Origin of the sequence: Microbulbifer sp. YPW16, from assembly GCF_021290385.1 — a bacterium.
Lineage (GTDB): Bacteria > Pseudomonadota > Gammaproteobacteria > Pseudomonadales > Cellvibrionaceae > Microbulbifer > Microbulbifer zhoushanensis.
Genome location: NZ_CP089928.1, coordinates 2,716,115 through 2,741,590, shown reverse-complemented (window position 1 = coordinate 2,741,590; position 25,476 = coordinate 2,716,115). Strand labels below are relative to the sequence as shown.

The following is a 25,476-nucleotide window of genomic DNA, read 5'->3' as shown; positions in this document are numbered from 1 at the left end:
GACTGGCTGCAACGGTTACCCGGCGCTGGTCACGGCCATGGGCCGCGCCTACATGGGCGGTATGTGGTCAGAGGTCCAGGCTGAGGGACACCGGCTCGCCCTGCTGCTCGGTCAGCACGCGGTCCAGCAGCGTCGGCAGGTCCTCGCCGGTGGTGGTGCACTTCCAGACCGGCCCGGTGCCGGCATTGTCGAAGGACAGGTGAAAGCCGCCGGAGCGCGCCGCCACCCACAGCTCCTGGTTGGCGGTCTGGCGGGAGAGGATCACCTGGCTGCCGTTATCTTCCAGGGTCAGGGTCAGCACCGCATCCGCGCGCTCGTAATCGATGTCCCACTCGCATTCATCCAGGGCATCCTCGATGGCAATCAGGGTACGCTCGATGGCCGCATCGAATTCCGCTTGGCTCATAAAATGGTTACTTCTGTTACCGTGTACGATATGGATCTGAGGTCGCTATACTAGCAGGCTTTCACCCGAACTCCGCCAGACAGCTGCAGGAAGCCGCGCATGCGCCAGAGATTTTTCCTCGCCACCATTCTTACTGCCGTCGCGCTGGGCGGCTGCGGCCAGAAGGGACCGCTGTACCTGCCGCAGGATCCCGCACAGCCCGCGGCACCGATGCCCGGCGCCCCGGTGGCCGGCGCTCCGGCAGCACCAGCGTCCGGGCAGCCCTCTTCTCCCGCCACTGGCCTGCCGGCGGCAGAAGCACAGCAGGCTGCGCCCCAGCCAGGGCCGGTCGACACCCCGGTGGACAGTATGGAAACCGATACCGGGCAGGCGGAACAGCCGGAGCAGCAAGAACCCGAGCAGCAAGAAGTAGAAAAATGAGCGATTTCAATTACCGCGAGGGCAGCCTGTGGGCTGAAGACGTCTCGCTGGAACACATCGCCGAGCAATTCGGCACCCCCACTTACGTGTACAGCCGCGCGCACTTTGAACAGCAGTACCGCGACTATGCCGATGCCCTGGGCGACCACCCGGGTATGATCTGCTATGCGGTAAAGGCCAACAGTAACCTGGGCATCCTGTCACTGCTGGCGCAGCTCGGGGCCGGCTTCGATATCGTCTCCGGTGGTGAGCTGGAGCGGGTGCTGCAGGCCGGTGGCGATCCGTCGCGGGTAGTGTTTTCCGGTGTGGGCAAGACCGCCGCGGAAATGCGCCGCGCGCTCGAGGTGGGCGTGCACTGCTTTAACGTCGAGTCCGACGGCGAGCTGGAACGGCTGGAGGCAGTGGCGGCAGACATGGGCGTCAACGCGCCGGTATCCCTGCGGGTGAACCCGGACGTGGATGCGAAAACGCACCCGTACATTTCCACCGGGCTCAAGGAAAACAAATTCGGCATCGCCATCGACGACGCCCTCGACACTTACCGGCGCGCGGCGCAGTCCGAGCACCTGGAAGTGGTGGGCGTCGACTGCCATATCGGCTCACAGCTGACGGAAATCTCCCCCTTCCTCGACGCCCTGGAAAGGCTGCTGCTACTGATCGACCAGCTGGCGGAAGAAGGCATCCGGCTCAAGCACCTGGACCTGGGCGGTGGCCTGGGCGTGCGCTATCGCGGCGAGATGCCGCCGCCGGTGAGTGATTACCTGGGAGCAGTCAAGGAGCGGCTGCAGGGCCGCGACCTGGAACTGGTGATGGAACCGGGCCGCTCTATTGCCGCCAACGGCGGACTGCTGCTGACCCGGGTCGAATACCTGAAGCGTACCGAGGAGCACAACTTCGCCATCGTCGATGCGGCCATGAACGACAACCTGCGCCCGGCGCTCTACCAGGCCTGGCAGGATATCGTCCCGGTGAAGCCCAGCAACGGCGACGTGGAAATCTGGGATATCGTCGGCCCGGTATGTGAGACCGGCGATTTCCTCGGCAAGCGACGCGAACTGGCGCTGCAGCCGGGCCAGCTGCTGGCGCTGCTGTCCGCCGGCGCCTACGGTTTCACCATGAGCTCCAACTACAATACACGCCCGCGGGCCGCCGAGGTGATCGTCGATGGCGATCGCACCCACCTGGTGCGGGCGCGGGAAAACCTGGCGGACCTGCTGCGCGGAGAGAGCACCGTGCCCCCCGCCCGCGGCGGCGAGGGGTAAGCACGCCATGCGCCTGAAATTCACCAAGATGCACGGGCTCGGCAACGACTTCGTGATGCTCGACGGCATCAGCCAGCGCATCAAACTGTCCCCGGACAAGATCCGCCGCCTGGCCGATCGCCACCTGGGCGTGGGCTGTGACCAGGTACTGCTGGTCGAGGCACCCCGCAACCCGGACGCCGACTTCCGCTACCGCATATTCAATGCCGATGGCAGCGAAGTGGAAAACTGCGGCAACGGCGCCCGTTGTTTTGCCCGCTTTGTGCGCGAGCGGCGCCTGACCGGCAAGCACCGGTTGCTGGTGGAAACCACCGGCGGGCTGCTGCAGCTGGAACTGGCCGAGCGCGACCGGGTAAGTGTGGACATGGGCGCGCCGGTGCTGGAACCCGCAGAAATCCCCTTTGACGCCGATCGCCGCGCCGAGACCTATCCACTGGAAGTCGATGGCGAGACCTTTATCATCGGCGCGGTGTCCATGGGTAACCCCCACGCAGTACTGCTGGTCGAGGATACCGACCGGGCGCCCGTGGAAGCACTGGGCCCGAAAATTGAGAGTCACCCGCGTTTTCCCAACCGGGTTAATGTGGGCTTCCTGCAGGTAGAGTCCCGCGACCGGGCGCGCCTGCGGGTGTTCGAGCGGGGTGTGGGCGAGACCCGGGCCTGTGGCACCGGCGCCTGCGCGGCCGTGGTGGCGGCGCGGCTGCGCGACCTGGTGGATGAGAAAGTCACGGTCGCCCTGCCCGGCGGCGAGCTGACGATCCACTGGAGCGGGCCCGGCGAGCCGGTTACCATGACCGGGCCCGCAACCACCGTGTACCAGGGGCAGATTCTCCTTTAACCGCCCCCAGGAATGCCGGCAACAGGAACAGGTAATAAGAGAAAGCATGACCGACACAAGCGATGCAATCCAGGCCCCGGCCGCCGACGCGGACCAACAGGAAAGCCAACGGGACAAGAAAGTCCTGTCGCGCCAGGTTGCCCGTTACCTGATCCAGAACCCGGACTTTTTCGCCGACCACATGGAGCTGCTGGAAACCATCCAGCTGCCCAGCCAGAGCGGCAAGACCGTGTCGCTGATGACCCACCAGACCAACCTGCTGCGCGAGCGCAATATCGAGATGCGCCAGCGCCTCGACCAGCTGCTGCAGGCGGCGCGGGACAATGACCAGCTGTTTATGCACAGCCGCCGGCTGGTGCTGGCGCTACTCGACGCGCAGACCGTGGCCGAGGCCGGCGAGTCCCTGCTGCAAAGCTTCCGCGAGGATTTCGGTGTGGAAACCACGGCCCTGACCCTGTTCGAACCCCTGCCCCAGGGCAAGCGCGAACTGGGCCGGGTGCGGGCCAGCAACCGCACCACTGCCGAGGCATCTGTGGGATCAATCCTGCGCAATGGCCGCACGGTTTGCGGCGTACTGCGTCCGGCGGAACGCGAATACCTGTTCGGCAAGGAGTCCGCCGACCGGGTGGCCTCGGCCGCCGTGGTACCGCTGGCAAACCAGCTCGGTATTCTGGCCGTGGGTTCCTCCGACCCCCAGCACTACAGTTCCAGCCTCGGCACCCTGTTCCTGTCCTATATCGGTGAAGTGCTCGAGCGCCTGTTGCCGCGACTGCTGGACCGGGACTGATTGCCGATGCCGCTGGCCGATGCCATCGAGCGCTTCCTGGCCCACCTGGAAAGCGTGCGCCAGCTCTCCCCCCACACCCTCTCCGCCTACCGTCGCGACCTGGCGCAATTGCTGCGCCAGGCCGAGGTGGACGGCCTGGCTGAAATCAGCGAGATCCGGGAAATGACCCTGCGCAGCTGGCTGGCGCGGCTGCACCGGCAGGGATTGTCCCCCCGCAGCCTGCAGCGCTGGCTGTCGGCAGTGCGCAGCCTGGGCGACCACGCCCTGCGCCAGGGCTGGCTGCGCGCCAATCCCGCCGCCGGCCTGCGGGCGCCGAAAGCCGACAAGAAACTGCCCCGGGTGCTGGACGCAGATGCCGCCGGCGAGTTCGTGGAGAGCCCCGGTGCTGGCGACGGGGATGAACGCCTGCAGGTGCGCGACCGCGCACTGCTGGAATTGTTTTACAGCAGCGGGTTGCGGCTGTCAGAGCTTACCGGGCTCAACTGGGCCGACCTGGACCTGGCCGGCGGCGAAGTGCGGGTTACCGGCAAGGGGGCCAAAACCCGTGTGCTGCCGGTCGGCCAGCAGGCACGCGAAGCCCTGCGGGCCTGGCGCAGTATTGCCCCGGCAGCCGAAGGCGATGCGGTATTTACCAGCCTCAAGGGCCGGCGACTGGGCAACCGTGCGGTGCAGGCACGCCTGGCGCACTGGTCCCGGGCCAGCGGTGCCGAGCAGCGGGTACACCCCCATATGCTGCGACACTCTTTCGCCAGCCATATGCTGGAATCCAGCAGCGACCTGCGCGCAGTGCAGGAGCTGCTCGGCCACGCCGACATCAGCACCACCCAGATCTACACCCACCTGGACTTCCAGCACCTGGCGCGTGTTTACGACCAGGCGCACCCGCGGGCAAAAGGCAAAAAGTCGTAGGTGAGCTAGGGCGTGTACCAGATGGGGGAGGTGTAGGCTCGCTCCTGGATACTGCCCGGAACATCCTCCGGCCTCTTCAGGCCGAAGAACCTGGCGTCATAAGTAGTCCAGCGCGGGGTGGGGATCTCAAGAACGCGCACATAATAGAAAGCGTTCTGTGTGCCATCGAAATCGGGGTCTTTCCACCAGGCCTGCAGGAAGGGCGCGCCGATCGCATTGGTGTAGGTGGCATTGCCCACATCCACAGTGTTGCCCACCTTTTTTTTCGCCCGGCCGTCAGCGCCAATCTTGCGGCCGTCGGAAACCGCAATATCGTAGATCCGTTCGTGGGTCTTGCCCCCGGCATCGAGCCAGCCCTTGACGACCTGGATACGATCGAGGTTGGCACCGTCCGGGTCGCGCATCGCCCGCACCAGGAAGGTTGGGGCCTTGTCGGACCCCTCGAGTTCCCCGCCCATGGGCACGCCTTTTTCATAGCCGTGCCTGGCGAAGTCTGAGCGCACCAGGTCGTCCTTCGTGAACTCAAAGCCACCGAACACCCGCACTATCGGGCGCGTTCCGGTAGTGGCATACACTTCCCTGCGGGCCATGGCGTCCCAGAGTGCCTCCCGGGTGTTTTCCCGTGCCCACACCGCAGCGAGGCCCGAGGCACTGGCCTGGTAATGGCGGATGGCATAGTCCCGCCCCTGGGGGTCGGGCAGATAACCGGTAATCCTTTCCTCGAACCGGATCTCGTCACTGCTCGGTTCCATCGCAGTGGCCTTGCCAAAAAAATTGTCCTCCCCGGTCGTGGCCAGCGAGGTATGGGAGTCGGTGCTGCCGATCATCCCAAACCGGTAAGGGTTCGCTCCCAGTTTTTCCTGGTACGCGAGCCCCTGCTTCAGGGCTTCACGGGCATACTCCCGCGGCAGCATGTCTCTCTCTTTTGCGGCGCCAAAGCTGCCCTTGTCCCAGGTTTCAAAATCGGCGAACTCATCGTTCGGTGACAGCAGCGGATGCGTCTCGCCATCGCCCTTGATCTGGGTGACCTCGTAGAGTGGTTCCCACCTGCGACGGCGTTCAGCGTAATCCCGGTCGAGGGGTTGCTTGCCGGTCAGGGTGACACTGTCAAACATCAGGCCGTTGGACAGGTTGCCATTGTGCGGAATGGCGAGAACCCGACCGCCAACCTTTTCCTCGTAGTTGGCCATCCAGCGCCAGAGGTCCTCGGGGTCCTCGGAGTCGTAGGCAGACAGGGGAATTACCTGATCGGCCCTGGCCTTGTCGTCACGGAAAACAACATTGCGATGCAGGTTGCTGCCATCGGGGCTGGAGGTCCACTCGAAACCGATCAGTGCAGTGAACAGCCCCGGATTATTATGCGCTTCCGCCGCTTTGGTGATCCGGTGCCACATGGACTCCACCAGGCCATCGATATCGGTCAACGGGTCCTTGCGCTCAGAGACCGCGCTCCCCCACATCGCATAGGCTTCATCGGGCTTGCCCGCCTTGACGAGGTCATGCACCTGCTTGCCCCACTCGCTGGCGAGCAGGCGCTTATCGGACTCCTCGATCAGTGGCGCCAGGCCGAGGTTCTCTGCGTGGTCGGCAACCACCAGAAAATCGAGCGGGCGATGCAGGCGCGCGGGCACCCCGGTGCTTGAGGTAACCGTTTCTCCCTTTGCGAACCGGTAGGCGGCATCCGGTCCCAGCGTATTGCCGAACATACCGGCATCCGTGGAATAACTGGTGTGCAAGTGGGTGTCGCCGAAGAACACCCGATTGGGGAAGTTCTGCTCGGGATAAGGAGAGTACTTTGTATCGGGGTTGGGCGAGGCGGGGGGCGCGTCCTGGGCATGGCTCCAGGCTGCTATCGTCATCGCGATGAAGCAGGTGCCCAACCAGTTTGGGGCCATCATTCTGATACTCCCTTACACAATATCTCCCGGGAACTCGGCAACCTCCAGGCTGGCCTCATGACCGGATCAGAGGGAGGTCCATCGACACAAACGCCCAGCCCGGGCAAGCCACCCGGGCTGGAGCGATCGTTATGGCCAGGTGAAAGTTCCGGGCCAGGCCAGCCCTCAGATCGGCCGGCTGCCGTACTTGGGCTGCGGTTTGCGCGGCGGGTCCGCCGTCACCTCCGGATCGATCTCACTAATGGCGCCCCCACGGGCGAGAAACTCCTCGATTTCGTTGTTCAGCTGGCTTCTGGCCCGCTCTCTCGACGTAATTGAACGCTCCTCGGCAAAATCCTCTTGGTCTTTGCTACGGGCGCTGTTGCTCTGATCTTCGTAACCATTAGCTTTCATCGTAGAAACCCTGTAACTACTACTCCTGTTACAGAGGAAGTACCCCTGTGCCGCACCGGGTCATTAAAACCGCGGCTGCGCGATACGCGACGGCGAATAATATATAGGCACTCGCGGCGGGCCCTGCCAGCCGGGGACCGCGGCCGGGGTAGAGTTTTTTGTAGCATCAGGGACACACAGATATTGCCCCTGGTTATGGAACAAATTGCGCCAATTTTGGGGCAGTAATCCTGCCAGCGACTGTACAATTTTTAGCCGCCCGGATACCGCCGATGCCGGCTGGAAACGAAAAAAGGCCCCACTGGGGCCTTTTCAAGCATTGGCGCACAATTCCGCGCACCGCTTTCGGGAAGGGAGGAATTTAAACCGCTTCGCTGCCGGTCTCACCGGTACGGATGCGGATCACTTCCTCAAGTGCGGTGATGAAGATTTTGCCGTCGCCAATCTTGCCGGTCTGTGCTGCCTTGGTGATGGCCTCTACAGCGCCATCCACCATGCTGTCATCCACCGCCAGCTCCAGTTTGACCTTGGGCAGGAAATCCACCACATATTCGGCGCCACGGTAGAGTTCCGTGTGCCCTTTCTGGCGACCGAAGCCTTTTACTTCCGTCACCGTCATGCCCTGTACACCAACTTCCGAGAGCGCGGTGCGCACGTCGTCCAGCTTGAAGGGCTTAACTACAGCCGTAATCAATTTCATTTTGTGTATTCCCCTGGTTTGAGGCCGGGATCTGACCTGGTTGCTTTATTCTGGGGACCGTCGCAATGCGGACCCGGAAATGCCGGCGGCGGTGCCGCCGGCAGCCCGTTGCGGGGCGCTTATTTGCCCATGAATTCGGGATAAGCTTCCATTCCGCATTCTACCAAGTCAACACCTTCTTGTTCCTCGTCCTCGCTCACGCGAATACCGGTGATGACCTTGAGCAGGAACCACACCGCGAAGGAGGTGGCGAATACCCAGATGAAGATGGTTGCCGCGCCAATCAGCTGGCCGCTGAAGGTGGAACCGTCGTTGGTGAGCGGCACCAGCAGCAGGCCCAGCAGGCCAACCACACCGTGCACGGAAATGGCACCCACCGGGTCATCGATCTTCAGCTTGTCCAGGGAAACGATGGAGAAGACCACCAGTACACCACCCAGGGCGCCGAACAGGGTTGCCTGCAGCGGAGTCGGGGTGGAGGGCTCGGCAGTAATTGCCACCAGGCCCGCCAGCGCGCCATTCAGCAGCATGGTGAGGTCGGCCTTGCCGAACAGTACCCGAGCGGTGATCAGGGCGGCTACGGCACCACCGGCAGCGGCGGTATTGGTGTTCAGGAACACCATGGCCACAGAGTGTGCGCTGGCGGCGTCGCCCAGCTTCAGTACGGAACCGCCGTTGAAGCCGAACCAGCCCATCCACAGGATGAAGGTACCCAGGGTCGCCAGCGGCAGGTTGGCACCGGGGATAGCGTAGACCTCGCCGTTGGGGCCGTACTTGCCTTTACGTGCGCCCAGCAGCAGGACACCGGCCAGTGCCGCGGCCGCACCGGCCATGTGTACGATGCCGGAACCGGCGAAGTCGGAAAAGCCCAGGTCGCCCAGGGTGTACATACCGAACACGGAAGCGCTGCCCCAGGTCCAGGAACCTTCCATCGGGTAGATGAAGCCGGTCAGGATGACCGCGAACACCAGGAAGCTCCACAGCTTCATGCGCTCGGCCACGGCACCGGAGACGATGGACATGGCTGTCGCCACGAACACCACCTGGAAGAAGAAGTCGGAAGCGCCGGAGTAAACCGATCCGCCGTCGAAGCCGGCGTCGGCCGAGTCAGACAGCACGCTCTCCAGGCTGAACGCCTCGATACCGGACAGGGCCCAGCCGCCGTCGTACATGATGGCGTAACCTGTCAGCAGGTACATGATGCAGGCAATGGCAAACAGTGCCACGTTCTTGGTGAGAATTTCTGTGGTGTTCTTGGAACGCACCAGGCCAGCTTCCAGCATGGAGAAGCCGGCGGCCATCCACATTACCAGTGCGCCACACACCAGGAAGTAAAACGTATCAATTGCGTACTGCAACTGAAAAATTTGGTTTTCCATCTTTCGCTCCGTTCAATCCCGAAATTGGTGGAAATTGATTTAGTTTTTATCGACCGGTTTCCCCTCGCGGGTGCGGCCGGTTAAATGGCTTCCGCGCCGGTTTCACCGGTGCGGATTCGTACTACCTGCTCCAGGTCGGCGACAAAGATCTTGCCGTCGCCAATCTTGCCGCTCTGGGCGCTGGAACCGACCGCTTCCAGTACGGCGTCGAGCTGCTCGTCGCCAACAGCGATCTGCAGCATGGTCTTGGGCAGGAAGTCCACCACGTACTCTGCCCCGCGGTAGAGTTCCGTGTGCCCTTTCTGCCGACCGAAACCCTTCACTTCGCTAACGGTAATGCCGTTAACGCCCGCCTCGGCCAGTGCGTCACGCACGGCGTCCAGCTTGAAAGGCTTGATAATTGCGGTAACCAGTTTCATGGTGCGATCCCCCATCGTAATGTGGCCCTGCCGGGATCGGCAGGGCCCGCGCGTTACCAGGTGTAAGAGGCTCCAGCCAGTACCGATGGTTCACACCAGTCCAGGTCAAAGCACTCGGCATCACTGATGTCGGTGCCGACCAGCGAGGCACTCAGGCTCAGGCCGCCAAATTCCTTGCCGACGGTAACCGAGTAGTCGATGTAGGAATCCGACTCGAACAGGAAGCCCTCATCACTGAACATGTTGGCGCCGACGTGGAAGTCGAGGCTCACATCGGACGGCAGCGCAAAGCTGTACTCTGCGTACGGGTAATAGAAAGTACCGGTGCCGGCCCAGTAGTCATCGGAATAGGCCAGGCCCAGGGTCAGGGCAGAAATGCTGACGCTGCCGTAGATTTCCTGGTAATCCTCGTCATTGTCGCCACCGTGGTAGGCGTAGTAGATGTAGCCAACGTCGTAGCTGGTGGTCTCACTGATTTCGCCGGCGTAGCCTGCGTAGAAATCCTGCTCGAAATCGGTTTCGTCCTCGCCGTAGGCGAAATCCACCTGGGAGGCCCAGGTGCCTGCGTACAGGCCGTTACCGAAGTCCAGGTCGACGCCGCCCTGCACGGCCGGGCTGCCGTCGGTCTGCGAAATACCACGGAATTTGTAGTCAGTCACCACACCCACGTTGGCGCTGGCTGAAACGCCACCCTCGGCGGCAGTGGCAGTGGCAGTGGTGCCCAGGGCGATGGCCCCGGCCGTTATTGCGGCAGCGATTTTATTCATAGTCGTTCCCACCTTAATTCTCCTTGGACTCTGTGATTTTCTCGTCGAAATTATTCTGTGCAGTCTGCTGTCAGCATCGGGCGACTTTTTTCGTTATGGAGGGGTGGTGTGTGGCCCTCGATCTTTTTATGCCTTGTGAGCCTTTTTATGCCCGCCGGCTGAAATGATCTGCAGTGGTGCATCTGCAGGCTTGATGCCAAGTTGGCAAAACGCTGGAAAATCAACCACTTAAAACTGATCCAGAATCGTGGCGGGAGATGAGCGGGGGAAAAGCGGGAGGGGAGATGCACCAGAATGAAGCCGGCCAAGGGAGGTCGCACCCAAATGGTGAGCGGGAAATCACCAGCGAACCATGACAGCGCACTTATCGACAGAAATCGTGTATCGGTCACATAACTTTTGCCCCCATGGGCACTGGGTTACAATTCCAGCACTATATACCGGTGTTTTTTAGCGAGGAATTGCGTGTGGCCCCAGATAAATTGCAACAGTTACTGCACGAGCTGCAACAACAGGGGGCAGTCATCACCGGTGACCTGCGGGACGCACTTGGCGTGGCGCTGAACCGGCTGCCGCTGGTGAGCCAGGCCGAGTTCGACACCCAGGCCGCGATCCTGGAGCGCACCCGGGAAAAGGTGGCCCGGCTCGAGGCACAGCTGCAGGAGCTGGAGCAAGCCGTGCAGGAACAGGACAACACCGGGGACAAGTAGATAGCCTGCAGGGCTTCAGCCCACCCCGGGAACTCGCACTTCAAGGATGAATCCGTGAGCCTATCCGTTACCCACACCCGCGCCCAGCTGGGGGTCTCTGCCCCCCTGGTCACAGTCGAGACCCACCTGGCCAACGGCCTGCCCGCCTTCAATATTGTCGGCCTGCCCGAGGCCGCCGTGCGCGAGAGCCGCGACCGGGTGCGCAGTGCCCTGGTGAACAGCCATTTCGAATTCCCCCAGCGGCGCATTACCGTCAACCTGGCCCCCGCCGACCTGCCCAAGGAGGGCGGGCGCTACGACCTGGCGATTGCACTGGGCATCCTCGCCGCCTCCGGGCAGGTACCGGTGGAATCCCTGGCCGGGGCCGAGTTTATCGGCGAGCTGGCGCTCACCGGTGACCTGCGGGAAGTGCCCGGCGCCCTGCCGGCAGCCATTGCCTGTGCCGATGCCGGGCACCGCCTGGTGGTGCCACGGGCATCCGGCCCCGCGGCCGCGCTGGCAGACGGGGAGATACTGGTGGCGGAGAACCTGCTGCAGGTCTGCGCCCACCTGCACCGGCGCGAGTCACTGCCGGCAGCGCAACCCCCGCCGGCGCCGGCCAGGCCGCAGGTAGCGGACCTGGCGGACGTGCGCGGCCAGCTGCGCGCCCGCCGGGCCCTGGAGATCGCCGCCGCCGGCGGTCACAACCTGCTGTTTTACGGCCCCCCGGGGACCGGCAAGACCATGCTGGCCAGCCGGCTGCCGGGGATACTGCCGGCGCTGGGCCAGCGGGAGCAGCTGGAGGTGGCCGCGGTTTACTCCAGCGCCGGCCTGGACTTCCCCGGCCAGCGGCCCTTCCGTGCGCCCCACCACAGTGCCTCGCCGACAGCACTGGTGGGTGGCGGCAGCAATCCCCGCCCCGGGGAAATCTCACTGGCCCACCGCGGGATCCTGTTTCTCGATGAATTGCCGGAGTTTCCCCGTCACGCCCTGGAGATCCTGCGCGAACCGCTGGAAAGCGGCGAGGTGCGCATTGCCCGCGCCCGCGCCAGCGTCGCCTTCCCCGCCGGCTTCCAGCTGGTTGCGGCAATGAACCCGTGCCCCTGCGGCTACCTGGGCGAGCCGCGCTGCCGCTGCACCCCCGACCAGGTACAGCGCTACCGCGCCAAGCTGTCCGGACCATTGCTGGACCGGATTGATATGCACGTGGAGGTCGCCGCGATGACTGCCGGCCAGCTGCAGGATGCGCCCACCGGGGAGGCCTCGGCGGTGGTGCAGGAGCGGGTCGTCGATGCCCGTATCCGGCAACAGCAACGACAGGCTACAATCAACGCGGAGCTCCGGGGCAACGCCCTGGAACAGCAGTGCAGTCTTGGCGGCCCTGAGCAGGAGCTGCTGCGCCGGTCGGTGGACCAGCTGGGCCTTTCGGCCCGCAGCTACCACCGGGTGTTGCGGGTAGCGCGAACCATTGCCGATCTTGCAGGCGCAGCATCCATCGGCAGCGGGCATATCGCCGAGGCACTGGCTTATCGCAACCTGGACCGCCGGCAGCCCATTGGCGCCGGGGCCTGAACAGGCCGATAGAAGGCAAAAGCGTCGAGTAAAAGCAGTTTTGAGGTGGGGATGACCAGAGCCGGTGACAGTAAACCCGATCGCCCGGATATCGTCGCGCTGCCGCCCCTGGTGCTGGCGCTTTTCCTGGGCGCGGCACTGGCGCTGCAGTGGCTCTGGCCCCTGCCGGTTTCCGGCACGCACCGGTACCTCTGGCGCCCGGGCCTGTTCCTGGCCCTGGCCGGTGTGGCGCTCGCGGTCTGGGCCGCGCGGGCGCTGGTGCGCGCGGGCACCCATGTGCACCCGCGCCGGCCCACCACCAGCATCGTCTGCGACGGCCCCTTCCGCTTCTCCCGCAATCCCATCTACCTGGCCCTGCTGATGATCTACCTGGGTGTCACCCTGCTGTTCAACAGCTGGTGGGGCCCGCTGTTGCTGCTGCCGCTGGCCGCTGCGCTGCACTTTGGTGTGGTCAAGCCGGAGGAGCGGTACCTGCTGGAAAAATTCGGGCACGAATACCGCAGTTACCGCAAACGCGTGCGGCGGTACATTTAGGGCCAACGAAGCCCTTTGCTATTGCGGCGACCAGTCTGTCCGGGCCAGGCGGTACAGGCAGTGCCGCTGGAGAGGATGCCCTGCCGGCAGGCCAGGGTGATCGAACTCCCCGGCCGGGCGCATCAGCAACCGCTGCATGACATCCTGCGAGCGGTGGTTGTCCAGGGTGGTGAGGGAGACAATCTCGTCCAGCTGCAAATCCCCGAAACCGCAGGCCAGCGCCGCCCGGGCCGCCTCGCTGGCATAGCCCCGGCCCCAGTGCGCAAATGCCAGCCGCCAGCCGATTTCCACGCCCGGCGAGTCCACGCCGGACGCCAACATGACATCACTTCCGAGCGACTGGATCCCCACGAAACCGATAAACTCTTCCCGGGCCAGGGTCTCCACGGCCCAGAATCCCCAGCCGTGCCTGGCGATATGGTCCGCCAGCCGGTCCTGGGTCGCATCGCTTTCCGCCCGGCTACGGGTCGAGGGAAAATGCTCCATCACGCGCGGGTCGGCGTTCAGCGCCGCAAACGGCCCGCGATCCGCCTCGCGCCACTGGCGCAACAGCAGGCGGTCGGTGCGCAGCTCCATCGGTTTAGCCATGATCCTGCAGGTCCAGTGGGGAAGCCGCCGCGATGATATCGCCGGGGGCCACCAGATAGTCACACAACTCCAGCCACTCGGCCTTGCCCGGATAGGACGCCTGCCGGAACCCGAGCCGCTGGTAAACCGACCGGGCCCGGGCATTGTCTTTCAGTACGAACAGGGAGCATTCCGCAGCCCGCAGCTGGCGACAGCCCTCGGCACACAGGCGTTGCACCAGCGCCGATCCCAGTCCCCTGCCCCGCTCTGCCGGTGACACGATCAGGTGGCCCAGGTGGCAACGCTGCTCGCGCAGGTAGTAGCGACCGAACGCCAGCATCCCGCCGTCGGGCCCCGCCAGCACGCGGCCGCCCGCCTCGTCCCAGCGACAGTCCTCGCGAAACGAGATGGCATCGAACGGGAAGCGGAACCAGGGCCCGCCCCAGAGACGGCAGCTGTCCGCGTCAGTTACCCAGGACATCAACTCTTCCAGCTGTTGCGGGACGGGTTCCACCAGCCGCAGGGACTTATCCATCAGCGCGCTCCCTGCGCCGGCTTCTGCCGGGCCAGCCACTTGTCCAGCTGGTCGGCGAAGGCCTTGCGGTCCTGCTGGTTCAGGGCCGGCGGCCCACCGGTATGCATTCCGCTGGCGCGCATGGTGTCCATAAAATCGCGCATATTCAGGCGCGCGCGGATATTGGCTTTGGTATGGCGCTCGCCGCGGGGACTGAGGGCGGTGGCGTCCTTGTCGATTACCTCCGCCGCCAGCGGGATATCGCTGGTAATCACCAGGTCGCCGGCTCCACAGCGCTGCACGATCTCGTTGTCGGCCACGTCGTAGCCGGCGGTGACCTGCATCGACTTGATATAGCGTGAGGGTGGCACCCGCACCGGCTGGTTGGCCACCAGTGTCATCTCTGTACCGGTGCGCTCGGCGGCACGGAACAGGATCTCCTTGATCACCACCGGACACGCATCCGCGTCCACCCAGATTCTGGCCATTACTGTGATTCCCCTCTATCGCGACCCTGTTGCGCGTGTCCGTTGTGTTGCGGCGGAGTGCCGTTATCGTGGTCCGGCGGTGCGCCCGCGTCACATTTTTTGCAATTCAGCCGGTAGCCCAGCATCGACAGGCGGCCTTCCGGCGTGATGACCCACGGGCGACTGGTCCAGGGTGGGTCGTGGCGCACATGCTGGTTGTGGCCGCAGCGGAGCTCCGCCACCCAGTGGTCTTCCTCATCCCGGTGGTAACCCACAATTGGCTGTTCCATTACTGCTCTCCCCGGGTCGCGCTGACACTTTAACCCCCAACTGCCCAGCCGGGCCCGCGCCCGGCTGGGCGACGGCAGCAGTTATAGCCAATCGGGGCTGCTGTGTATACGAACGCCCCAGCGTAGTGCAGTCACAGAGGCCCGTGCGACTGCCAATTCAGTACCACGCAGGGGCGATCCCGGCTGTTAGAATGCCCACCTCGACGCGGACCAGATGTTTTTCCATGACCAAGCTTAATCCTCGCCAGGCAGAGGCCGTGAAATATGTGGACGGCCCCTGCCTGGTCCTGGCCGGGGCCGGCTCCGGCAAGACCAGCGTAATCACCCGCAAGATCGCCTACCTGATCGAGGAGTGCGGTTTTGCCGCGCGCAATATCGCCGCGCTGACCTTTACCAACAAGGCAGCGCGGGAAATGAAGGAGCGCGTGGGCAAGCTGGTGACCGGCCCCGATGGCAAGAAATCCCGGGCCGCCCACGGCCTGACCGTGTCCACCTTCCACAACCTGGGCCTGAATATCCTGCGCAAGGAGTACCGCGCGGCCGGGCTCAGCCCCGGCTTCTCCATCTTCGATGCCGAGGATGCCCGCGGCCTGATCAAGGAACTGATGCTGCGCGATGGCGACCTGGACACCGACCTGCTGGACCGGGTGCAGAACCAGATCTCCAACTGGAAAAACGACATGCTCACGCCGCGCCAGGCGGTGGAGCAGGCCCAGAGCCCGGGCGAACAGGCCATCGCCGTGGCCTACGGCCGCTATTGCGACGCCCTCAAGGCCTACAACTCGGTGGACTTCGACGACCTGATCCTGCTGCCGGTGCAACTGTTCGATTCCGACCCGGAGCTGCTGCAGCGCTGGCGCCGCAAGATCCGCTACCTGCTGGTGGACGAGTACCAGGACACCAACAATTCCCAGTACCTGCTGGTGAAACTGCTGGTGGGCGGTCGCGGCGGCCTCACCGTGGTGGGCGACGACGACCAGTCGATCTACGCCTGGCGCGGCGCGCGGCCGGAAAACATGAGCCAGCTGAAGATAGATTTCCCCAACCTGCGCCTGATCAAGCTGGAGCAGAACTACCGCTCCACCAGTCGCATCCTCAAGGTGGCCAACCACCTGATCGCCCACAACCCGCACGAATTCGACAAGGCCCTGTGGTCCGACCGCGGCCTGGGCGAGGAGATCCGGGTGGTCAAGGTAAACAACGAGAACGAGGAAGCCGAGCGGGTCGCCAACGAGATCTTCCTGCAGAAGTCCCGCCGCGGCTGCGGCTTCAAGGACTTCGCCGTGCTCTACCGGGGCAACCACCAGGCGCGGTTGATCGAGATGAAGCTGCAGGAAAACCAGATCCCCTACCAGATGTCCGGCGGCACCTCGTTTTTCGCCCGCGCGGAGATCAAGGACCTGATGGCCTACCTGCGCCTGCTGGTAAACCCGGACGACGACAACGCCTTCCTGCGCATCATCAATACCCCGCGCCGGCAGATCGGCACCAGCACCCTGGAGGCGCTGGGCAACTATGCCAGGGGCCGCGAGATCTCCATGCTGCGGGCCTGCTCGGAAATGGGTTTCCGCGAGCACATCAACGAGCAGGGCTACGAGCGCCTCAACCGCTTCGCCCTGTGGCTGGAAAAGGTGCAGCGTGACTGCCGCGAGCGCAGCCCGGACGCCGCGCTGCGCGAGATGCTCGACGATATCGACTACGCCGGCTGGCTGCGCCAGAACGCCAGCAGTGACAAGGTGGCCGAGAAGCGCATGGAGAACGTCTACTGGCTGCTGGAGAGCCTCAACAAGACCATGGAGGGCACCGACGACGAGCTGGAGCAGGACGTGCGCCTGGAACAGGCCATTTCCAAGCTGATCCTGCGCGACATGCTGGATCGCCAGGAAGAGGAAGAGGCCACCGACAAGGTGAGCCTGATGACCCTGCACGCCGCCAAGGGCCTGGAATTCCCGCATGTGTTCATGATCGGCATGGAAGAAAACCTGCTGCCGCATCGCAACAGCATCGAGGACGACAACATCGAGGAGGAGCGTCGCCTGACCTATGTGGGTATCACCCGCGCCCAGCGTACCCTCACCATGACGCTGGCAGGCAAGCGCAAGATGTTTGGCGAGAACCAGGACACCACCCCCAGCCGCTTCCTGGACGAGCTGCCGGAGGAAGACGTGGAGCTCGAGGGCTTCGGCCAGGCCACCCCGGAACAGAACCAGGCCCGCGGAGAGGAAACGCTGGGGTCCCTGCTGAGCATGTTCGACTGACCCGGGCGGCCCGACGGGTGTTCGGTGGCCTGCACCACCGGTGTAGGGGCGGATCTTGTGTCCGCCCGGGGTCGGTGCCTGCCCCTGGGCAAGGGCGAACACAAGGTTCGCCCCTACAGTTGCCCGTATCGCCCACCCAACGGATCGATTATGTATCCCCCGGCACAGGACTTTCCCCGTAGGGGCGGATCTTGTATCCGCCCGGTGTCGGTCGCGGCGCGGGGGCCGGGCGGACACAAGGTCCGCCCCTACGGACCCCATGCTGTGAGGACGGAAAAGCCGGGCACAAAAAAGGCCGCTCAATGAGCGGCCTTTCTGCAACCGGGGTAAGCAATCGCTTACTGGCTGTTCTCCGCCATGTAGTCCACGGCGTTCTGGATCTCCTCGTCGGAGCAGTCCGCACACAGGCCCTTGGCGGGCATCGCCCTGATGCCGTTGATGGCGTTGGAGTACAGGGTCTCCATGCCCTGGGCAATACGCGGGGCCCAGGCATCGGCGTCGCCAAACTTGGGCGCCCCGGCCACACCGGCCGCGTGGCAGGTCTGGCAGGCGCCGTTGTAAACCTGCTCACCAGTGCGCGGACCGCCACCAGCGGCGGCAGCGCCACCGGCCGGAGCCGCTGCGGCGCACTCGTCGCCCTTCATGCAAATCTCGCCCACCGGCGCGATGCGCTCGGCAATCTGGTCGTCCACGGACTGTGCCACAGCCGCGGCAGTTCCCACGGCCAGGGCCGCTACAATACTCAAAATCGCTTTCATTCGGTTCCCCCTAGAGGCAGCCACCGCCGTCCGGTGACTTCCGGTACTCGCTTCGGCACATTGCCGCGTATATATACCAGCCCGGCATTATAGTCATTGTGCCGCCCGCTGCGAAGGGCCGGCAGGCGAAAAGCCAAATCCAAGCTTCACCCGCCCCCACCCCTTCTGTATAATCCGCGTCCTCGCCGGGTTGAGCCGTATCGGTCACCCAGAGCGAAAACCGCCCCTAGCTCAGCTGGGTGAGGCAAGCGAGTGCAACGCACCGCGTTGCGCGCCGCCGAACGCCACCAATCTGCGATTGGTGGCCGGGCCCGAGCCCCGCGAGGGGAGCGTCGCAGGAAGCCGAAGGCTTCCCGGGCCAAGGCAAGCACTGTACGACTTTGAAAAACCAGTTTTCCCGCCCCTAGCTCAGCTGGATAGAGCGTCGCCCTCCGGAGGCGAAGGTCAGAGGTTCGAATCCTCTGGGGCGGGCCATATACAAGAAAGGCCACCCAACGGGTGGCCTTTCTTGTATATGGGTTGCTCCAGCGATCAGATGCGCGACCGGAGGGAGCGCATCCTCTGGGGCAAGTCCGCAAAGCGGACTTGTTGAACTCCCCGCACCTCCAATCCAAAAGCCCAGCTCTACCCAACCAGGGTGGCCTTTCTTGTATATGGGTTGCCCCAGCGACCAGATGCGCGACCGGGGGGAGCTAATCCTCTGGGACAAGCCCGCAAAGCAGACTTGTTGAACTCCCCGCACCTCCAATCCAAAAGCCCAGCTCCACCCAACGGGTGGCCTTTCTTGTATATGGCTAGTCCCAGGGCCCAGATTCGCGACCGGGGGGAGCGCATCCTCTGGGGAAAGTCCGCAAAGCGGACTTGTTGAACTCCCCGCACCTCCAATCCAAAAGCCCAGTTCTACCCGACCTGGCAATCCAGCAATTGAACACCGGCTCCCTCTACGGGCTGTTGCACGACCAGTACGAAATTGTCGTGGACCATGCCAGCCAGGAGATCAGTGCCACCGTGGTGGATGAAGAGAAGGCAGACCTGCTGCAGATCCCCGCGTTCAGCCCCGCCCTGCTGGCGCAGCGCACTGTTTACGACGAGCAGGGACGGATTATCGAGCTGGCCAGGGGCCTGTATCGCGCCGATCGCTATCGCTTTAACCTGATGGTGCAGCGCAACGGCACCCGGCTGGCCTCGGTGTACGAGTAATGGCCGAGGGCCGCTTCAACACACCCGGGGGTACCGCGATTACCCGCACCGAGGTGGTTACCCAGTGGTTTGCTGACGCGATTGCAGCCAGGCCCCATCGTGGCGATCATTCCACGGCACCACTTGAGAGTTAGCCGGCCGGCGACTTGCCACCACTTTTCCACCACTGGATCCCGGCCTGCGCCGGGGTGACGTCAACCACCCCTGCTTCAGGCCGGGCGATGCACCACAGTGTGGCTGCCGGCTTCGGCGAACTCGGTACTGTCGATGTTATCGATAAAGTGCCAGTCCGCTTTTACCTGTTCGCGGTTGAAGGTCAGTGCCATAAAGCCGCGCTGGTGCAGGTTGCAGTACTGCAGGTCGTCCACCAGCACCGACATGCCGCGGGCCATCTCCGCCGCGGATTGCTCGTCCAGCTTCAGGTAGCTCTCCATACCCGGTGAGGTGACACTGGGCGTGGCAAATTCCACCCCCACCAGCTTGCCGCTGTCATCGGTCAGGTGATTGCACCAGGCGTTGTGGGTATCCCCCGCCACCACCACCAGGTTCTTGCCCTGCGCCGCCACATGGCGGTAAAGCGCCTCGCGCTCCACCGCGTAGCCATCCCAGGCGTCCAGGTTATAGGGCACCACCTGTGCCAGCCGCGCCCGCTGGGCATCGGACAGGGGCTCGCCTTTCAGGCTGGCGGCTTTCAGCTGGACCAGCTCCGGCGTCGGGTCTTCCTTTTTGCCCCGGCTGTAGAAACTCATCATCACTTCCGCCGGCAGGTGCATCTTGCCCATCAACACCTGCTGGCCCAGCAGCTGCCAGTGGCCGGGGGACTGCTCCAGCGACTGCGCCAACCAGTTGCGCTGGGTGGGGCCGAGCAGCGTACGGTCCGGGCTTGCCAGCGCAGCGCCGAAGGCGCGGCCGTCAAAACTGCCGTCCTCACCCAGGTAGCCGGCGAAATCCAGCTGCTGGTCGCGGCCAATCACGCGGGTATCCAGCATATGCAGGTCCAGCAGGTCGCCGAACTGGAAGCTGCGATAAATCTGCGGCCTGGTTTCGCCCTTGGGCGGGCGGATTGGCAGCCACTCGTAATAGGCCTGGATGGCCGCGGCGCGGCGCTGGTAAAAGTCGCCCTCTTCCGGACTGTGGTTTTCCGCCCCGCCCTTCCAGGTATCGTTGGTGATCTCGTGGTCGTCCCACACAGCGATAAACGGTGCGGCCGCGTGCAGTGCCTGCAGGCCCGCATCGGTGCGGTAAAGGGCGTAACGCTTGCGATAATCCGCCAGGGTCAGGATCTCGCCGGCGTTGTCGGCCGGCAATGCGCGGCCAATTTCCGCTGAACGCTCGGTGGCGTAGCCGTCGGCCGGATACTCGTAGATGTAGTCGCCTAGGTGCAGTACCGCATCCCAGTCATCCCGCTGCGCCGCCAGGGCATAGGCATTGAAATAACCTGCGGGGTAGTTGGAGCAGGAGAACACGGCCAGTTTTACCTGTTCCACACCGCCGGCGGGCAGGGTCCTGGTGCGCCCCACCGGGCTCTGTTCGCTGGCACCCACAAAGCGGTAGTAGTAGCGGGTTTCCGGCTCCAGTCCCTGCACATCGATTTTGACGGTGTAATCACGGCCCGCACCGGTTTCCGCGCTGCCCCGGCGCAGGACATCGGTGAAATCCCGGTCCCGCGCCAGTTCCCAGGTAACCCTCACCGGATCCCCGCCGCTGGCGGTTTTCGCCGGTACGGCGCGGGTCCACAGGATCACCGCATCCTGCAGCGGGTCGCCGCTGGCGATACCGTGGGGAAAGCCGACCTCGGAGGGCAGCTCGGGCCGGGTCATGGCCTGCAGTGGGGTGGATACCAGCACACCGCCGCTGGCGGCCAGCGCGGCTTTGATGAAATTGCGTCGAGTCAGTCTGCTCACGGCTGCCCTCTTCTGTTTATTGATTATCGTAGGCAATTTACCCGCTCAGTATGACAGCCCGGCTAAAGTATGGTGAAGCACGGGGAATGCCTTTTTGTTAGTCTGGGGGCAGATGTCCGTAACCTGGAACAGTCCATGAAACCCCTCTCACCGCTCACTTCCCTGTCGCTATCCGCGCTGCTGCTGGCCCTGGCCGGCTGCGGGCCGGAGCAGTTCGGCGGCGGCACGGCCCTGCCGGACGGCTCGGTTTACACCGGCGAGCTGGAAAACGGCCTGTTCCACGGCGAGGGCGAACTCAACTGGCCGGACGGCCGCCACTACGAGGGTGAATTCAACCAGGGCCAGATGAGCGGCGAGGGGCGGATGGTGTTTGCCGATGGCTGCACCTATGCCGGGGAATTCCAGAGGGGCGATTTCCACGGCCAGGGCCACTACGCCTGCGGTGATGCGGTATGGGATGGCGAATTCCGGCAGGGGGAACTGGTACAAGGCACGGTGACCTCCGCCGGCGGCGATACCTACCGGGGCGAATTCCAGGAATATGCCCCCCATGGCCAGGGCCACCGCACCACCGCCGATGGCACCGATTACGAGGGCACCTTTGAATACGGCTACCTGGTGGAAGGCAGCTACCGGGACGACGAGGGCTACCAGTACCAGGGCGAGTTTGAATACACCTACTACAACGGCGAGGGCGAACTGACCCGGCCGGACGGCACCATTATCCGGGCCAACTTCCAGTACGGCGAGGCCAGCGGAGAGGGTGTGCGTATTCGCGAGGGCGACAACGGCGAGCGGGTGGAGGAGCAGGGCTATTTTGTCTCCGGCCGCTACTACCCCAGCGAACAGGCCTGGCGGGAAAGTGATACCCGGCAGCGGGCGGAAATGGAATCCCGCCTGTACAGCGAGGCCCAGCGGCTGGAATCCGCATTTTCCGGGCTGGCGCCGCAACGGCCGGGCGTGCGCGATGTGTACACACTGATTGTGGGCGGCGACGGCACCGAGGGCGTGTTCGCCCGCGAGGTGGACTGGGTGGCGCAGCGCCTGGGCACCGTGTTCGATATTGAGGGCCGCCAACTGCGCCTTACCAACGGCGGCAGCGGCGAGCTGCCGATGGCAACCCGCACCAGCATCCGCCGGAGCCTGGAACAGCTCGACTCGATACTCGACCCGCAGGAAGACCTGCTGCTGGTCCACTTTGTCAGCCACGGCGACAAGAACGGCGACCTGAAGCTGGCAGAGAAGAACCTGGCCCTCAATGATCTCTCCGTTACCGAGGGCACACAGTGGCTGGACGACCTGGAAACCCGCTACCAGTGGATCATCATTTCCGCCTGCTACTCCGGCCAGTGGCAACAGGCGCTGGCGAACCCCTATCGCGCAGTCTTTGCTTCCGCCGCAGCCGACCGCACCTCGTTTGGCTGCAGCGACGACTCCGAGCGCACCTGGTTCAGCGCTGCCCTGTACGGGGATGCGCTGGAAATGGGAACCAGTGATCCCTCCGCCTGGTTCACGGCCGCCAACCAGAGGGTTACGGAAATGGAAAAAGAGCAGGATATCGCGGCGGATGAACACTCAATGCCACAGCATTCAGTCGGCAAGCAGTTCCTGCAGTGGTGGCAAAACTAAAACCTGCGGGCTCGCCCAATCACGGCGCAGCGTGCCCAGCGGTCAACAGGCCACTGTAGGAAACCAGGGAGCCAAGTATCGGCAGGGAAAACTCCACGTGAAAGCGGTACTTCCCTGCCTCTATGACTTTGTAAGCCCGGGAGTCCGGAATTAGCCAGCGCGGCACCGGCACCCCCAGGAACTTCACTCCGAGACAACGCCAGAACCAGCCGCCATCGATAATATCCACCGTCAACTGCATGGACAGCGGCCCGGTTTCCTCAATCCAGTAACCCTGCCCGATATTCCCTACCGACCGGAAAAGGGAATCGACCCGGTTCGTTCCGTTGAAACTGCGGCGCCAGTGCAGTCCATCAGCATCGTGTGAAATGTCGACGGCCAACCTGTGGGCACCCGGTTCCGGTAGATTCATTTTTCTCGCAAGGCGCCGCCCAACCAGGCCGGCAAGCCCACTACCCCTGGCCAGGGTTACCTCACCAACCAGCCTGCCACCCCGGATATGTAGCTGCTGGAGCATCGGGTGCAGGTCGGTAAACTGGCATCCAAACCAGTCTTTCACAATGGTGCTGGGCATGGGGGGCTCCGGGAGACTCGCTGCGGTCATGTGCCTGTATATGATCGATTGCATGATTCTGTTCGATGCTGTCAGCTGAGTAAACTTGATCGCCGGAACCCACGGCCTGCCATGCGGTCCCAGTGAATCGACCGAGAAAACCTGAAACCGAAGCATTATGACCCGATACCTGCAACGCACCGCCAAGTACACATTCTGGCTCGGCAGCGGATTTGTCGTGGTGACCGCACTGATGGTCCTGGCCCTGCGCTGGGTCGACCCGGCCTCCTCTGCGGTGATCTCCGCGTGGGAGCGGGAGAGCGGGCGCGAGGCGGTGCACCAGTGGCGGCCGCTGGAGCAGATCTCCCCCAACCTGCAGGTGGCCGTAATCGCGTCGGAAGACCAGAAGTTCCCCCACCACTTTGGCTTTGACTTTGCCGCGCTGAAGAAAGCCCTGAACGAGGACCGGGGGCGCATCCGTGGCGCCAGCACCATCACGCAGCAGACCGCCAAGAACCTGTTCCTGTGGAACGGGCGCAGCTATGTGCGCAAGGCGCTGGAGGCCTGGTTCACCGTGTTGATGGAAGTCCTCTGGCCCAAGGAGCGTATCCTCGAGGTTTACCTGAATATCGCCGAATTCGGGGAAGGGGTCTACGGCGCACAGGCGGCGGCCAGCAACTTCTTCGGCACCTCCGCCCAGCACCTCAACCGCTGGCAGGCCGGGCGGCTGGCAGCGGTACTGCCAAGCCCGAAGCGGATGTCGGCACGCAACCCGTCAAGCTATGTGCGCAACCGCGCCTACACCATCGACCGGCAGGTGCGCCAGCTGGGTGGGACCGGTTACCTGGGACAGCTGTAAAGACGTTGACGCTTCGCCCGCGGCCAGGCTCCAGGCTTTTACACGGTAATACCATACCCAACTACAAACTGAACCCTTGTACGGCACGGTTTCATTGCAGTCACCTATGCGCACTGTCTCCCCCGCCGTCCAGAGCGTAGGTTAGGGTGAATACCAGAACCATCGCAGCGGACAGGGTAACACCGGTGAAGTCCAGGCGCCGGATGAGGCCATCAGGTCCTTCCGTAAGCGCAACGACAAGCCCCACCAGGAGTAGTGCTGTTGTGGACAAGCAGAAACCAAGAGCCGCCATTTTCCTTCTCGAAAAGCCCCTTGCAGAGAAAAAGCCTTTCAGGAACTGCAAGGTTGAAACGGCCAGGACAGCTAAGAATAAAGTACTCATCCCCTTCCCTCTCGATCCACTAGCCCGCAGGGGAGCGGGGATTAAATTATTTCAGGTAACAGAAGAGCTAACTGCCCTCCGTAGTGAGTACCACCTTGCCCACCGACTTGCCACTGCGCAGGCATCCAATCGCCTCATGTGCCTCCTCGAAACCAAACTCGTGACCCACGTGGGGCGCCGGTAATCCCAGGTTGGCACTGCCCTCCAGCAGGCGATCAAATAGCGCCTGTTCCTGCCACAGCCAGATCAGGTTGAAGGCCATCACCGAGCGGTTGCTGCTGATCATATCCATCACGTCGTAGCGCGGCCGCTTCAGGTACAGCCAGGCGGCCTTCAGCCAGTTGGGTTTATCACCCGGGGTAAACTCTGCAGCCCCGAACACCACCAGCCGCCCGGTGGGTGCCAGCGCCGCGAAGGACTGTTTCTGTATCTCGCCGCCGATGCCGTCCAGCACTGCGTGCAACGGTCGGCCGGCCAGCTGTTCCCGCAGCTGTGCCCCGAAGTCGTTACCGCGCACGATCACCTCATCGAAACCCAGCCCCGCCAGGAATGTGCGCTTGCTGTCCGAGCTGACCGTACCGATGGGCACGGCACCCATTTGCTGCAGCATGCGCATGGCCTGCAGCCCCACGCCGCCGGCGGCGCTCTGCACCAGCACCAGCTGGCCCGGCCGCACCGCACCCAGGTCAGTCAGCGCGTAGTAGGCAGTAAGGCTCTGCACCGGGAAGGCCGCTCCCTCGGCGAATGACCAGCCCTCGGGCATCCGGCGGCAGTGCTGCGGCGGTACATCCACACTGGTGGCGTAGCCGCCGAAGCGGATGCAGCCGTAGACACGGTCTCCCACGGCAAGGTCGGTCTCAGCCGCGGCACCCAACTCGCTGACTATCCCACTGAATTCCAGCCCGGGGACAAAACTCCCCTCTGGTGTGGCCGAGTAGAGGCCGGTAAGCGCGAAGATATCGGCGAAGTTCAGGCCCACGGCCTTCACCTCCACCCGGATTTTATCGGCGGCCAGTGGCTGCAGTGGTTCCTCCACCAGCTGCAGGTTACTGATGGCTCCGGCCTTGCGCGTGCGCCAGGCACGCCGGGACTGGTTCATGAATAACAACCTTTCATTTACGC

At 63.7% G+C, this 25,476-nt stretch carries 28 protein-coding genes and 1 tRNA gene; 13 read left to right on the top strand and 16 right to left on the bottom strand.

Annotation, left to right across the window (positions count from 1 at the left end; all coding sequences use genetic code 11):
* Positions 1-67 precede the first annotated feature (67 nt).
* Positions 68-406, bottom strand: coding sequence for an iron donor protein CyaY (gene cyaY, locus LVE68_RS11820; RefSeq protein WP_232940607.1), 339 nt, complete (start codon positions 404-406; stop codon positions 68-70).
* A 99-nt stretch (positions 407-505) separates the two neighbouring features.
* Here cyaY and lptM point away from each other — a divergent pair, with 99 nt between their 5' ends.
* The 5 genes from lptM to xerC are packed head-to-tail and all read left to right on the top strand — an operon-like array spanning position 506 to position 4,622.
* On the top strand, positions 506-826 hold the full coding sequence (gene lptM, locus LVE68_RS11815; RefSeq protein ID WP_232940606.1) for an LPS translocon maturation chaperone LptM: 321 nt from the start codon (positions 506-508) through the stop codon (positions 824-826).
* Positions 823-2,088 carry a diaminopimelate decarboxylase gene (gene lysA / locus LVE68_RS11810; protein ID WP_232940604.1) on the top strand — a complete coding sequence of 422 codons (1,266 nt, stop codon included), beginning with the start codon at positions 823-825 and terminating at the stop codon, positions 2,086-2,088. The genes lptM and lysA overlap by 4 nt, the downstream gene beginning before the upstream one ends.
* A 7-nt stretch (positions 2,089-2,095) precedes the next feature.
* Entirely contained in the window at positions 2,096-2,926 is an 831-nt protein-coding gene (dapF, locus tag LVE68_RS11805) for a diaminopimelate epimerase (RefSeq protein ID WP_232940602.1), read from the top strand.
* Between the two features lie 46 nt (positions 2,927-2,972).
* Positions 2,973-3,713 carry a DUF484 family protein gene (locus LVE68_RS11800; protein ID WP_232940600.1) on the top strand — a complete coding sequence of 247 codons (741 nt, stop codon included), beginning with the start codon at positions 2,973-2,975 and terminating at the stop codon, positions 3,711-3,713.
* Positions 3,714-3,719: 6 nt separating this feature from the next.
* Positions 3,720-4,622 (top strand): tyrosine recombinase XerC, encoded by a 903-nt coding sequence (gene xerC, locus LVE68_RS11795; RefSeq protein WP_232940598.1) that lies wholly within the window; start codon positions 3,720-3,722, stop codon positions 4,620-4,622.
* A 5-nt stretch (positions 4,623-4,627) separates the two neighbouring features.
* On the opposite strand, the gene LVE68_RS11790 is transcribed toward xerC, so the two are convergent.
* The 6 genes from LVE68_RS11790 to LVE68_RS11765 form a co-directional block, all read right to left on the bottom strand.
* The gene (locus LVE68_RS11790; RefSeq protein ID WP_232940596.1) at positions 4,628-6,520 is read right to left on the bottom strand and encodes a DUF3604 domain-containing protein; all 1,893 of its coding nucleotides are present in this window, start codon (positions 6,518-6,520) and stop codon (positions 4,628-4,630) included.
* A 165-nt stretch (positions 6,521-6,685) separates the two neighbouring features.
* Complete coding sequence (locus LVE68_RS11785; RefSeq protein ID WP_232940595.1) at positions 6,686-6,913, bottom strand: hypothetical protein; 228 nt, start codon at positions 6,911-6,913, stop codon at positions 6,686-6,688.
* A gap of 361 nt (positions 6,914-7,274) precedes the next feature.
* Positions 7,275-7,613, bottom strand: a complete 339-nt coding sequence (locus LVE68_RS11780; RefSeq protein WP_067084464.1) for a P-II family nitrogen regulator — start codon at positions 7,611-7,613, stop codon at positions 7,275-7,277.
* Between the two features lie 119 nt (positions 7,614-7,732).
* Complete coding sequence (locus LVE68_RS11775; protein WP_232940594.1) at positions 7,733-8,992, bottom strand: ammonium transporter; 1,260 nt, start codon at positions 8,990-8,992, stop codon at positions 7,733-7,735.
* Positions 8,993-9,072: 80 nt separating this feature from the next.
* The gene (locus LVE68_RS11770) at positions 9,073-9,411 is read right to left on the bottom strand and encodes a P-II family nitrogen regulator (protein ID WP_232940593.1); all 339 of its coding nucleotides are present in this window, start codon (positions 9,409-9,411) and stop codon (positions 9,073-9,075) included.
* 53 nt (positions 9,412-9,464) lie between these two features.
* Positions 9,465-10,178 (bottom strand): TorF family putative porin, encoded by a 714-nt coding sequence (locus tag LVE68_RS11765; protein ID WP_232940592.1) that lies wholly within the window; start codon positions 10,176-10,178, stop codon positions 9,465-9,467.
* Positions 10,179-10,645: 467 nt separating this feature from the next.
* Between LVE68_RS11765 and LVE68_RS11760 the strand changes: the two genes are divergently transcribed.
* From LVE68_RS11760 to LVE68_RS11750, 3 genes are read left to right on the top strand one after another with little or no spacing between them, the layout of a single operon-like run.
* Positions 10,646-10,888, top strand: coding sequence for an accessory factor UbiK family protein (locus LVE68_RS11760; protein WP_232940591.1), 243 nt, complete (start codon positions 10,646-10,648; stop codon positions 10,886-10,888).
* A gap of 54 nt (positions 10,889-10,942) precedes the next feature.
* Positions 10,943-12,439, top strand: a complete 1,497-nt coding sequence (locus tag LVE68_RS11755) for a YifB family Mg chelatase-like AAA ATPase (RefSeq protein ID WP_232940590.1) — start codon at positions 10,943-10,945, stop codon at positions 12,437-12,439.
* A 51-nt stretch (positions 12,440-12,490) separates the two neighbouring features.
* Complete coding sequence (locus LVE68_RS11750) at positions 12,491-12,973, top strand: methyltransferase family protein (RefSeq protein ID WP_232940589.1); 483 nt, start codon at positions 12,491-12,493, stop codon at positions 12,971-12,973.
* Positions 12,974-12,991: 18 nt separating this feature from the next.
* Here LVE68_RS11750 and LVE68_RS11745 read toward each other — a convergent pair whose 3' ends face one another.
* The 4 genes from LVE68_RS11745 to LVE68_RS11730 are packed head-to-tail and all read right to left on the bottom strand — an operon-like array spanning position 12,992 to position 14,811.
* Positions 12,992-13,561 carry a GNAT family N-acetyltransferase gene (locus LVE68_RS11745; protein ID WP_232940588.1) on the bottom strand — a complete coding sequence of 190 codons (570 nt, stop codon included), beginning with the start codon at positions 13,559-13,561 and terminating at the stop codon, positions 12,992-12,994.
* Complete coding sequence (locus tag LVE68_RS11740) at positions 13,554-14,075, bottom strand: GNAT family N-acetyltransferase (RefSeq protein ID WP_232940587.1); 522 nt, start codon at positions 14,073-14,075, stop codon at positions 13,554-13,556. Before LVE68_RS11740 ends, LVE68_RS11745 begins: the two co-directional genes overlap by 8 nt.
* Positions 14,075-14,542 carry a YaiI/YqxD family protein gene (locus LVE68_RS11735; protein WP_232940586.1) on the bottom strand — a complete coding sequence of 156 codons (468 nt, stop codon included), beginning with the start codon at positions 14,540-14,542 and terminating at the stop codon, positions 14,075-14,077. Before LVE68_RS11735 ends, LVE68_RS11740 begins: the two co-directional genes overlap by 1 nt.
* On the bottom strand, positions 14,542-14,811 hold the full coding sequence (locus tag LVE68_RS11730; protein ID WP_232940584.1) for a DUF3565 domain-containing protein: 270 nt from the start codon (positions 14,809-14,811) through the stop codon (positions 14,542-14,544). The genes LVE68_RS11735 and LVE68_RS11730 overlap by 1 nt, the downstream gene beginning before the upstream one ends.
* A gap of 224 nt (positions 14,812-15,035) precedes the next feature.
* Between LVE68_RS11730 and rep the strand changes: the two genes are divergently transcribed.
* The gene (gene rep, locus LVE68_RS11725) at positions 15,036-17,069 is read left to right on the top strand and encodes a DNA helicase Rep (protein ID WP_232940582.1); all 2,034 of its coding nucleotides are present in this window, start codon (positions 15,036-15,038) and stop codon (positions 17,067-17,069) included.
* Between the two features lie 338 nt (positions 17,070-17,407).
* Here the strand turns inward: rep and LVE68_RS11720 are convergent, their stop codons facing one another.
* Positions 17,408-17,827: a c-type cytochrome gene (locus LVE68_RS11720; RefSeq protein ID WP_232940580.1), complete on the bottom strand. Its 420-nt coding sequence runs from the start codon at positions 17,825-17,827 to the stop codon at positions 17,408-17,410.
* Between the two features lie 397 nt (positions 17,828-18,224).
* Between LVE68_RS11720 and LVE68_RS11715 the strand changes: the two genes are divergently transcribed.
* Together LVE68_RS11715 and LVE68_RS11710 are read left to right on the top strand one after the other, a co-directional pair.
* A tRNA-Arg gene (locus tag LVE68_RS11715) sits at positions 18,225-18,301 on the top strand.
* Between the two features lie 387 nt (positions 18,302-18,688).
* Positions 18,689-19,027, top strand: a complete 339-nt coding sequence (locus tag LVE68_RS11710) for a GntR family transcriptional regulator (RefSeq protein ID WP_370636642.1) — start codon at positions 18,689-18,691, stop codon at positions 19,025-19,027.
* 209 nt (positions 19,028-19,236) lie between these two features.
* On the opposite strand, the gene LVE68_RS11705 is transcribed toward LVE68_RS11710, so the two are convergent.
* A complete protein-coding gene (locus tag LVE68_RS11705; protein ID WP_232940576.1) occupies positions 19,237-20,931 on the bottom strand; it encodes an alkaline phosphatase D family protein in 1,695 nt (564 codons plus the stop codon).
* Positions 20,932-21,066: 135 nt separating this feature from the next.
* On the opposite strand from LVE68_RS11705, the gene LVE68_RS11700 reads away from it, so the two are divergent.
* Positions 21,067-22,560: a C13 family peptidase gene (locus LVE68_RS11700; RefSeq protein ID WP_232940574.1), complete on the top strand. Its 1,494-nt coding sequence runs from the start codon at positions 21,067-21,069 to the stop codon at positions 22,558-22,560.
* A gap of 19 nt (positions 22,561-22,579) precedes the next feature.
* Here the strand turns inward: LVE68_RS11700 and LVE68_RS11695 are convergent, their stop codons facing one another.
* Positions 22,580-23,134 (bottom strand): DUF4166 domain-containing protein, encoded by a 555-nt coding sequence (locus LVE68_RS11695; RefSeq protein WP_232940572.1) that lies wholly within the window; start codon positions 23,132-23,134, stop codon positions 22,580-22,582.
* 157 nt (positions 23,135-23,291) lie between these two features.
* On the opposite strand from LVE68_RS11695, the gene mtgA reads away from it, so the two are divergent.
* The gene (mtgA, locus tag LVE68_RS11690) at positions 23,292-23,972 is read left to right on the top strand and encodes a monofunctional biosynthetic peptidoglycan transglycosylase (RefSeq protein WP_232940571.1); all 681 of its coding nucleotides are present in this window, start codon (positions 23,292-23,294) and stop codon (positions 23,970-23,972) included.
* Between the two features lie 100 nt (positions 23,973-24,072).
* Here the strand turns inward: mtgA and LVE68_RS11685 are convergent, their stop codons facing one another.
* On the bottom strand, positions 24,073-24,354 hold the full coding sequence (locus LVE68_RS11685; protein ID WP_232940570.1) for a hypothetical protein: 282 nt from the start codon (positions 24,352-24,354) through the stop codon (positions 24,073-24,075).
* Between the two features lie 67 nt (positions 24,355-24,421).
* Positions 24,422-25,453: a zinc-binding dehydrogenase gene (locus LVE68_RS11680; RefSeq protein WP_232940569.1), complete on the bottom strand. Its 1,032-nt coding sequence runs from the start codon at positions 25,451-25,453 to the stop codon at positions 24,422-24,424.
* Between the last annotated feature and the right edge of the window lie 23 nt (positions 25,454-25,476).

Coding starts and splice junctions, on each gene's coding strand:
- lptM (WP_232940606.1), top strand. CDS start 506: ATGCGCCAGAGATTTTTCCTCGCCACCATTCTTACTGCCGTCGCGCTG.
- LVE68_RS11785 (WP_232940595.1), bottom strand. CDS start 6,913: ATGAAAGCTAATGGTTACGAAGATCAGAGCAACAGCGCCCGTAGCAAA.
- LVE68_RS11685 (WP_232940570.1), bottom strand. CDS start 24,354: ATGAGTACTTTATTCTTAGCTGTCCTGGCCGTTTCAACCTTGCAGTTC.
- LVE68_RS11730 (WP_232940584.1), bottom strand. CDS start 14,811: ATGGAACAGCCAATTGTGGGTTACCACCGGGATGAGGAAGACCACTGG.
- LVE68_RS11800 (WP_232940600.1), top strand. CDS start 2,973: ATGACCGACACAAGCGATGCAATCCAGGCCCCGGCCGCCGACGCGGAC.
- mtgA (WP_232940571.1), top strand. CDS start 23,292: ATGACCCGATACCTGCAACGCACCGCCAAGTACACATTCTGGCTCGGC.
- LVE68_RS11720 (WP_232940580.1), bottom strand. CDS start 17,827: ATGAAAGCGATTTTGAGTATTGTAGCGGCCCTGGCCGTGGGAACTGCC.
- LVE68_RS11750 (WP_232940589.1), top strand. CDS start 12,491: ATGACCAGAGCCGGTGACAGTAAACCCGATCGCCCGGATATCGTCGCG.
- LVE68_RS11745 (WP_232940588.1), bottom strand. CDS start 13,561: ATGGCTAAACCGATGGAGCTGCGCACCGACCGCCTGCTGTTGCGCCAG.
- LVE68_RS11765 (WP_232940592.1), bottom strand. CDS start 10,178: ATGAATAAAATCGCTGCCGCAATAACGGCCGGGGCCATCGCCCTGGGC.
- rep (WP_232940582.1), top strand. CDS start 15,036: ATGACCAAGCTTAATCCTCGCCAGGCAGAGGCCGTGAAATATGTGGAC.
- LVE68_RS11680 (WP_232940569.1), bottom strand. CDS start 25,453: ATGAACCAGTCCCGGCGTGCCTGGCGCACGCGCAAGGCCGGAGCCATC.
- dapF (WP_232940602.1), top strand. CDS start 2,096: ATGCGCCTGAAATTCACCAAGATGCACGGGCTCGGCAACGACTTCGTG.
- LVE68_RS11775 (WP_232940594.1), bottom strand. CDS start 8,992: ATGGAAAACCAAATTTTTCAGTTGCAGTACGCAATTGATACGTTTTAC.
- LVE68_RS11735 (WP_232940586.1), bottom strand. CDS start 14,542: ATGGCCAGAATCTGGGTGGACGCGGATGCGTGTCCGGTGGTGATCAAG.
- LVE68_RS11695 (WP_232940572.1), bottom strand. CDS start 23,134: ATGCCCAGCACCATTGTGAAAGACTGGTTTGGATGCCAGTTTACCGAC.
- xerC (WP_232940598.1), top strand. CDS start 3,720: ATGCCGCTGGCCGATGCCATCGAGCGCTTCCTGGCCCACCTGGAAAGC.
- LVE68_RS11740 (WP_232940587.1), bottom strand. CDS start 14,075: ATGGATAAGTCCCTGCGGCTGGTGGAACCCGTCCCGCAACAGCTGGAA.
- LVE68_RS11700 (WP_232940574.1), top strand. CDS start 21,067: ATGAAACCCCTCTCACCGCTCACTTCCCTGTCGCTATCCGCGCTGCTG.
- LVE68_RS11770 (WP_232940593.1), bottom strand. CDS start 9,411: ATGAAACTGGTTACCGCAATTATCAAGCCTTTCAAGCTGGACGCCGTG.
- LVE68_RS11780 (WP_067084464.1), bottom strand. CDS start 7,613: ATGAAATTGATTACGGCTGTAGTTAAGCCCTTCAAGCTGGACGACGTG.
- lysA (WP_232940604.1), top strand. CDS start 823: ATGAGCGATTTCAATTACCGCGAGGGCAGCCTGTGGGCTGAAGACGTC.
- LVE68_RS11790 (WP_232940596.1), bottom strand. CDS start 6,520: ATGATGGCCCCAAACTGGTTGGGCACCTGCTTCATCGCGATGACGATA.
- cyaY (WP_232940607.1), bottom strand. CDS start 406: ATGAGCCAAGCGGAATTCGATGCGGCCATCGAGCGTACCCTGATTGCC.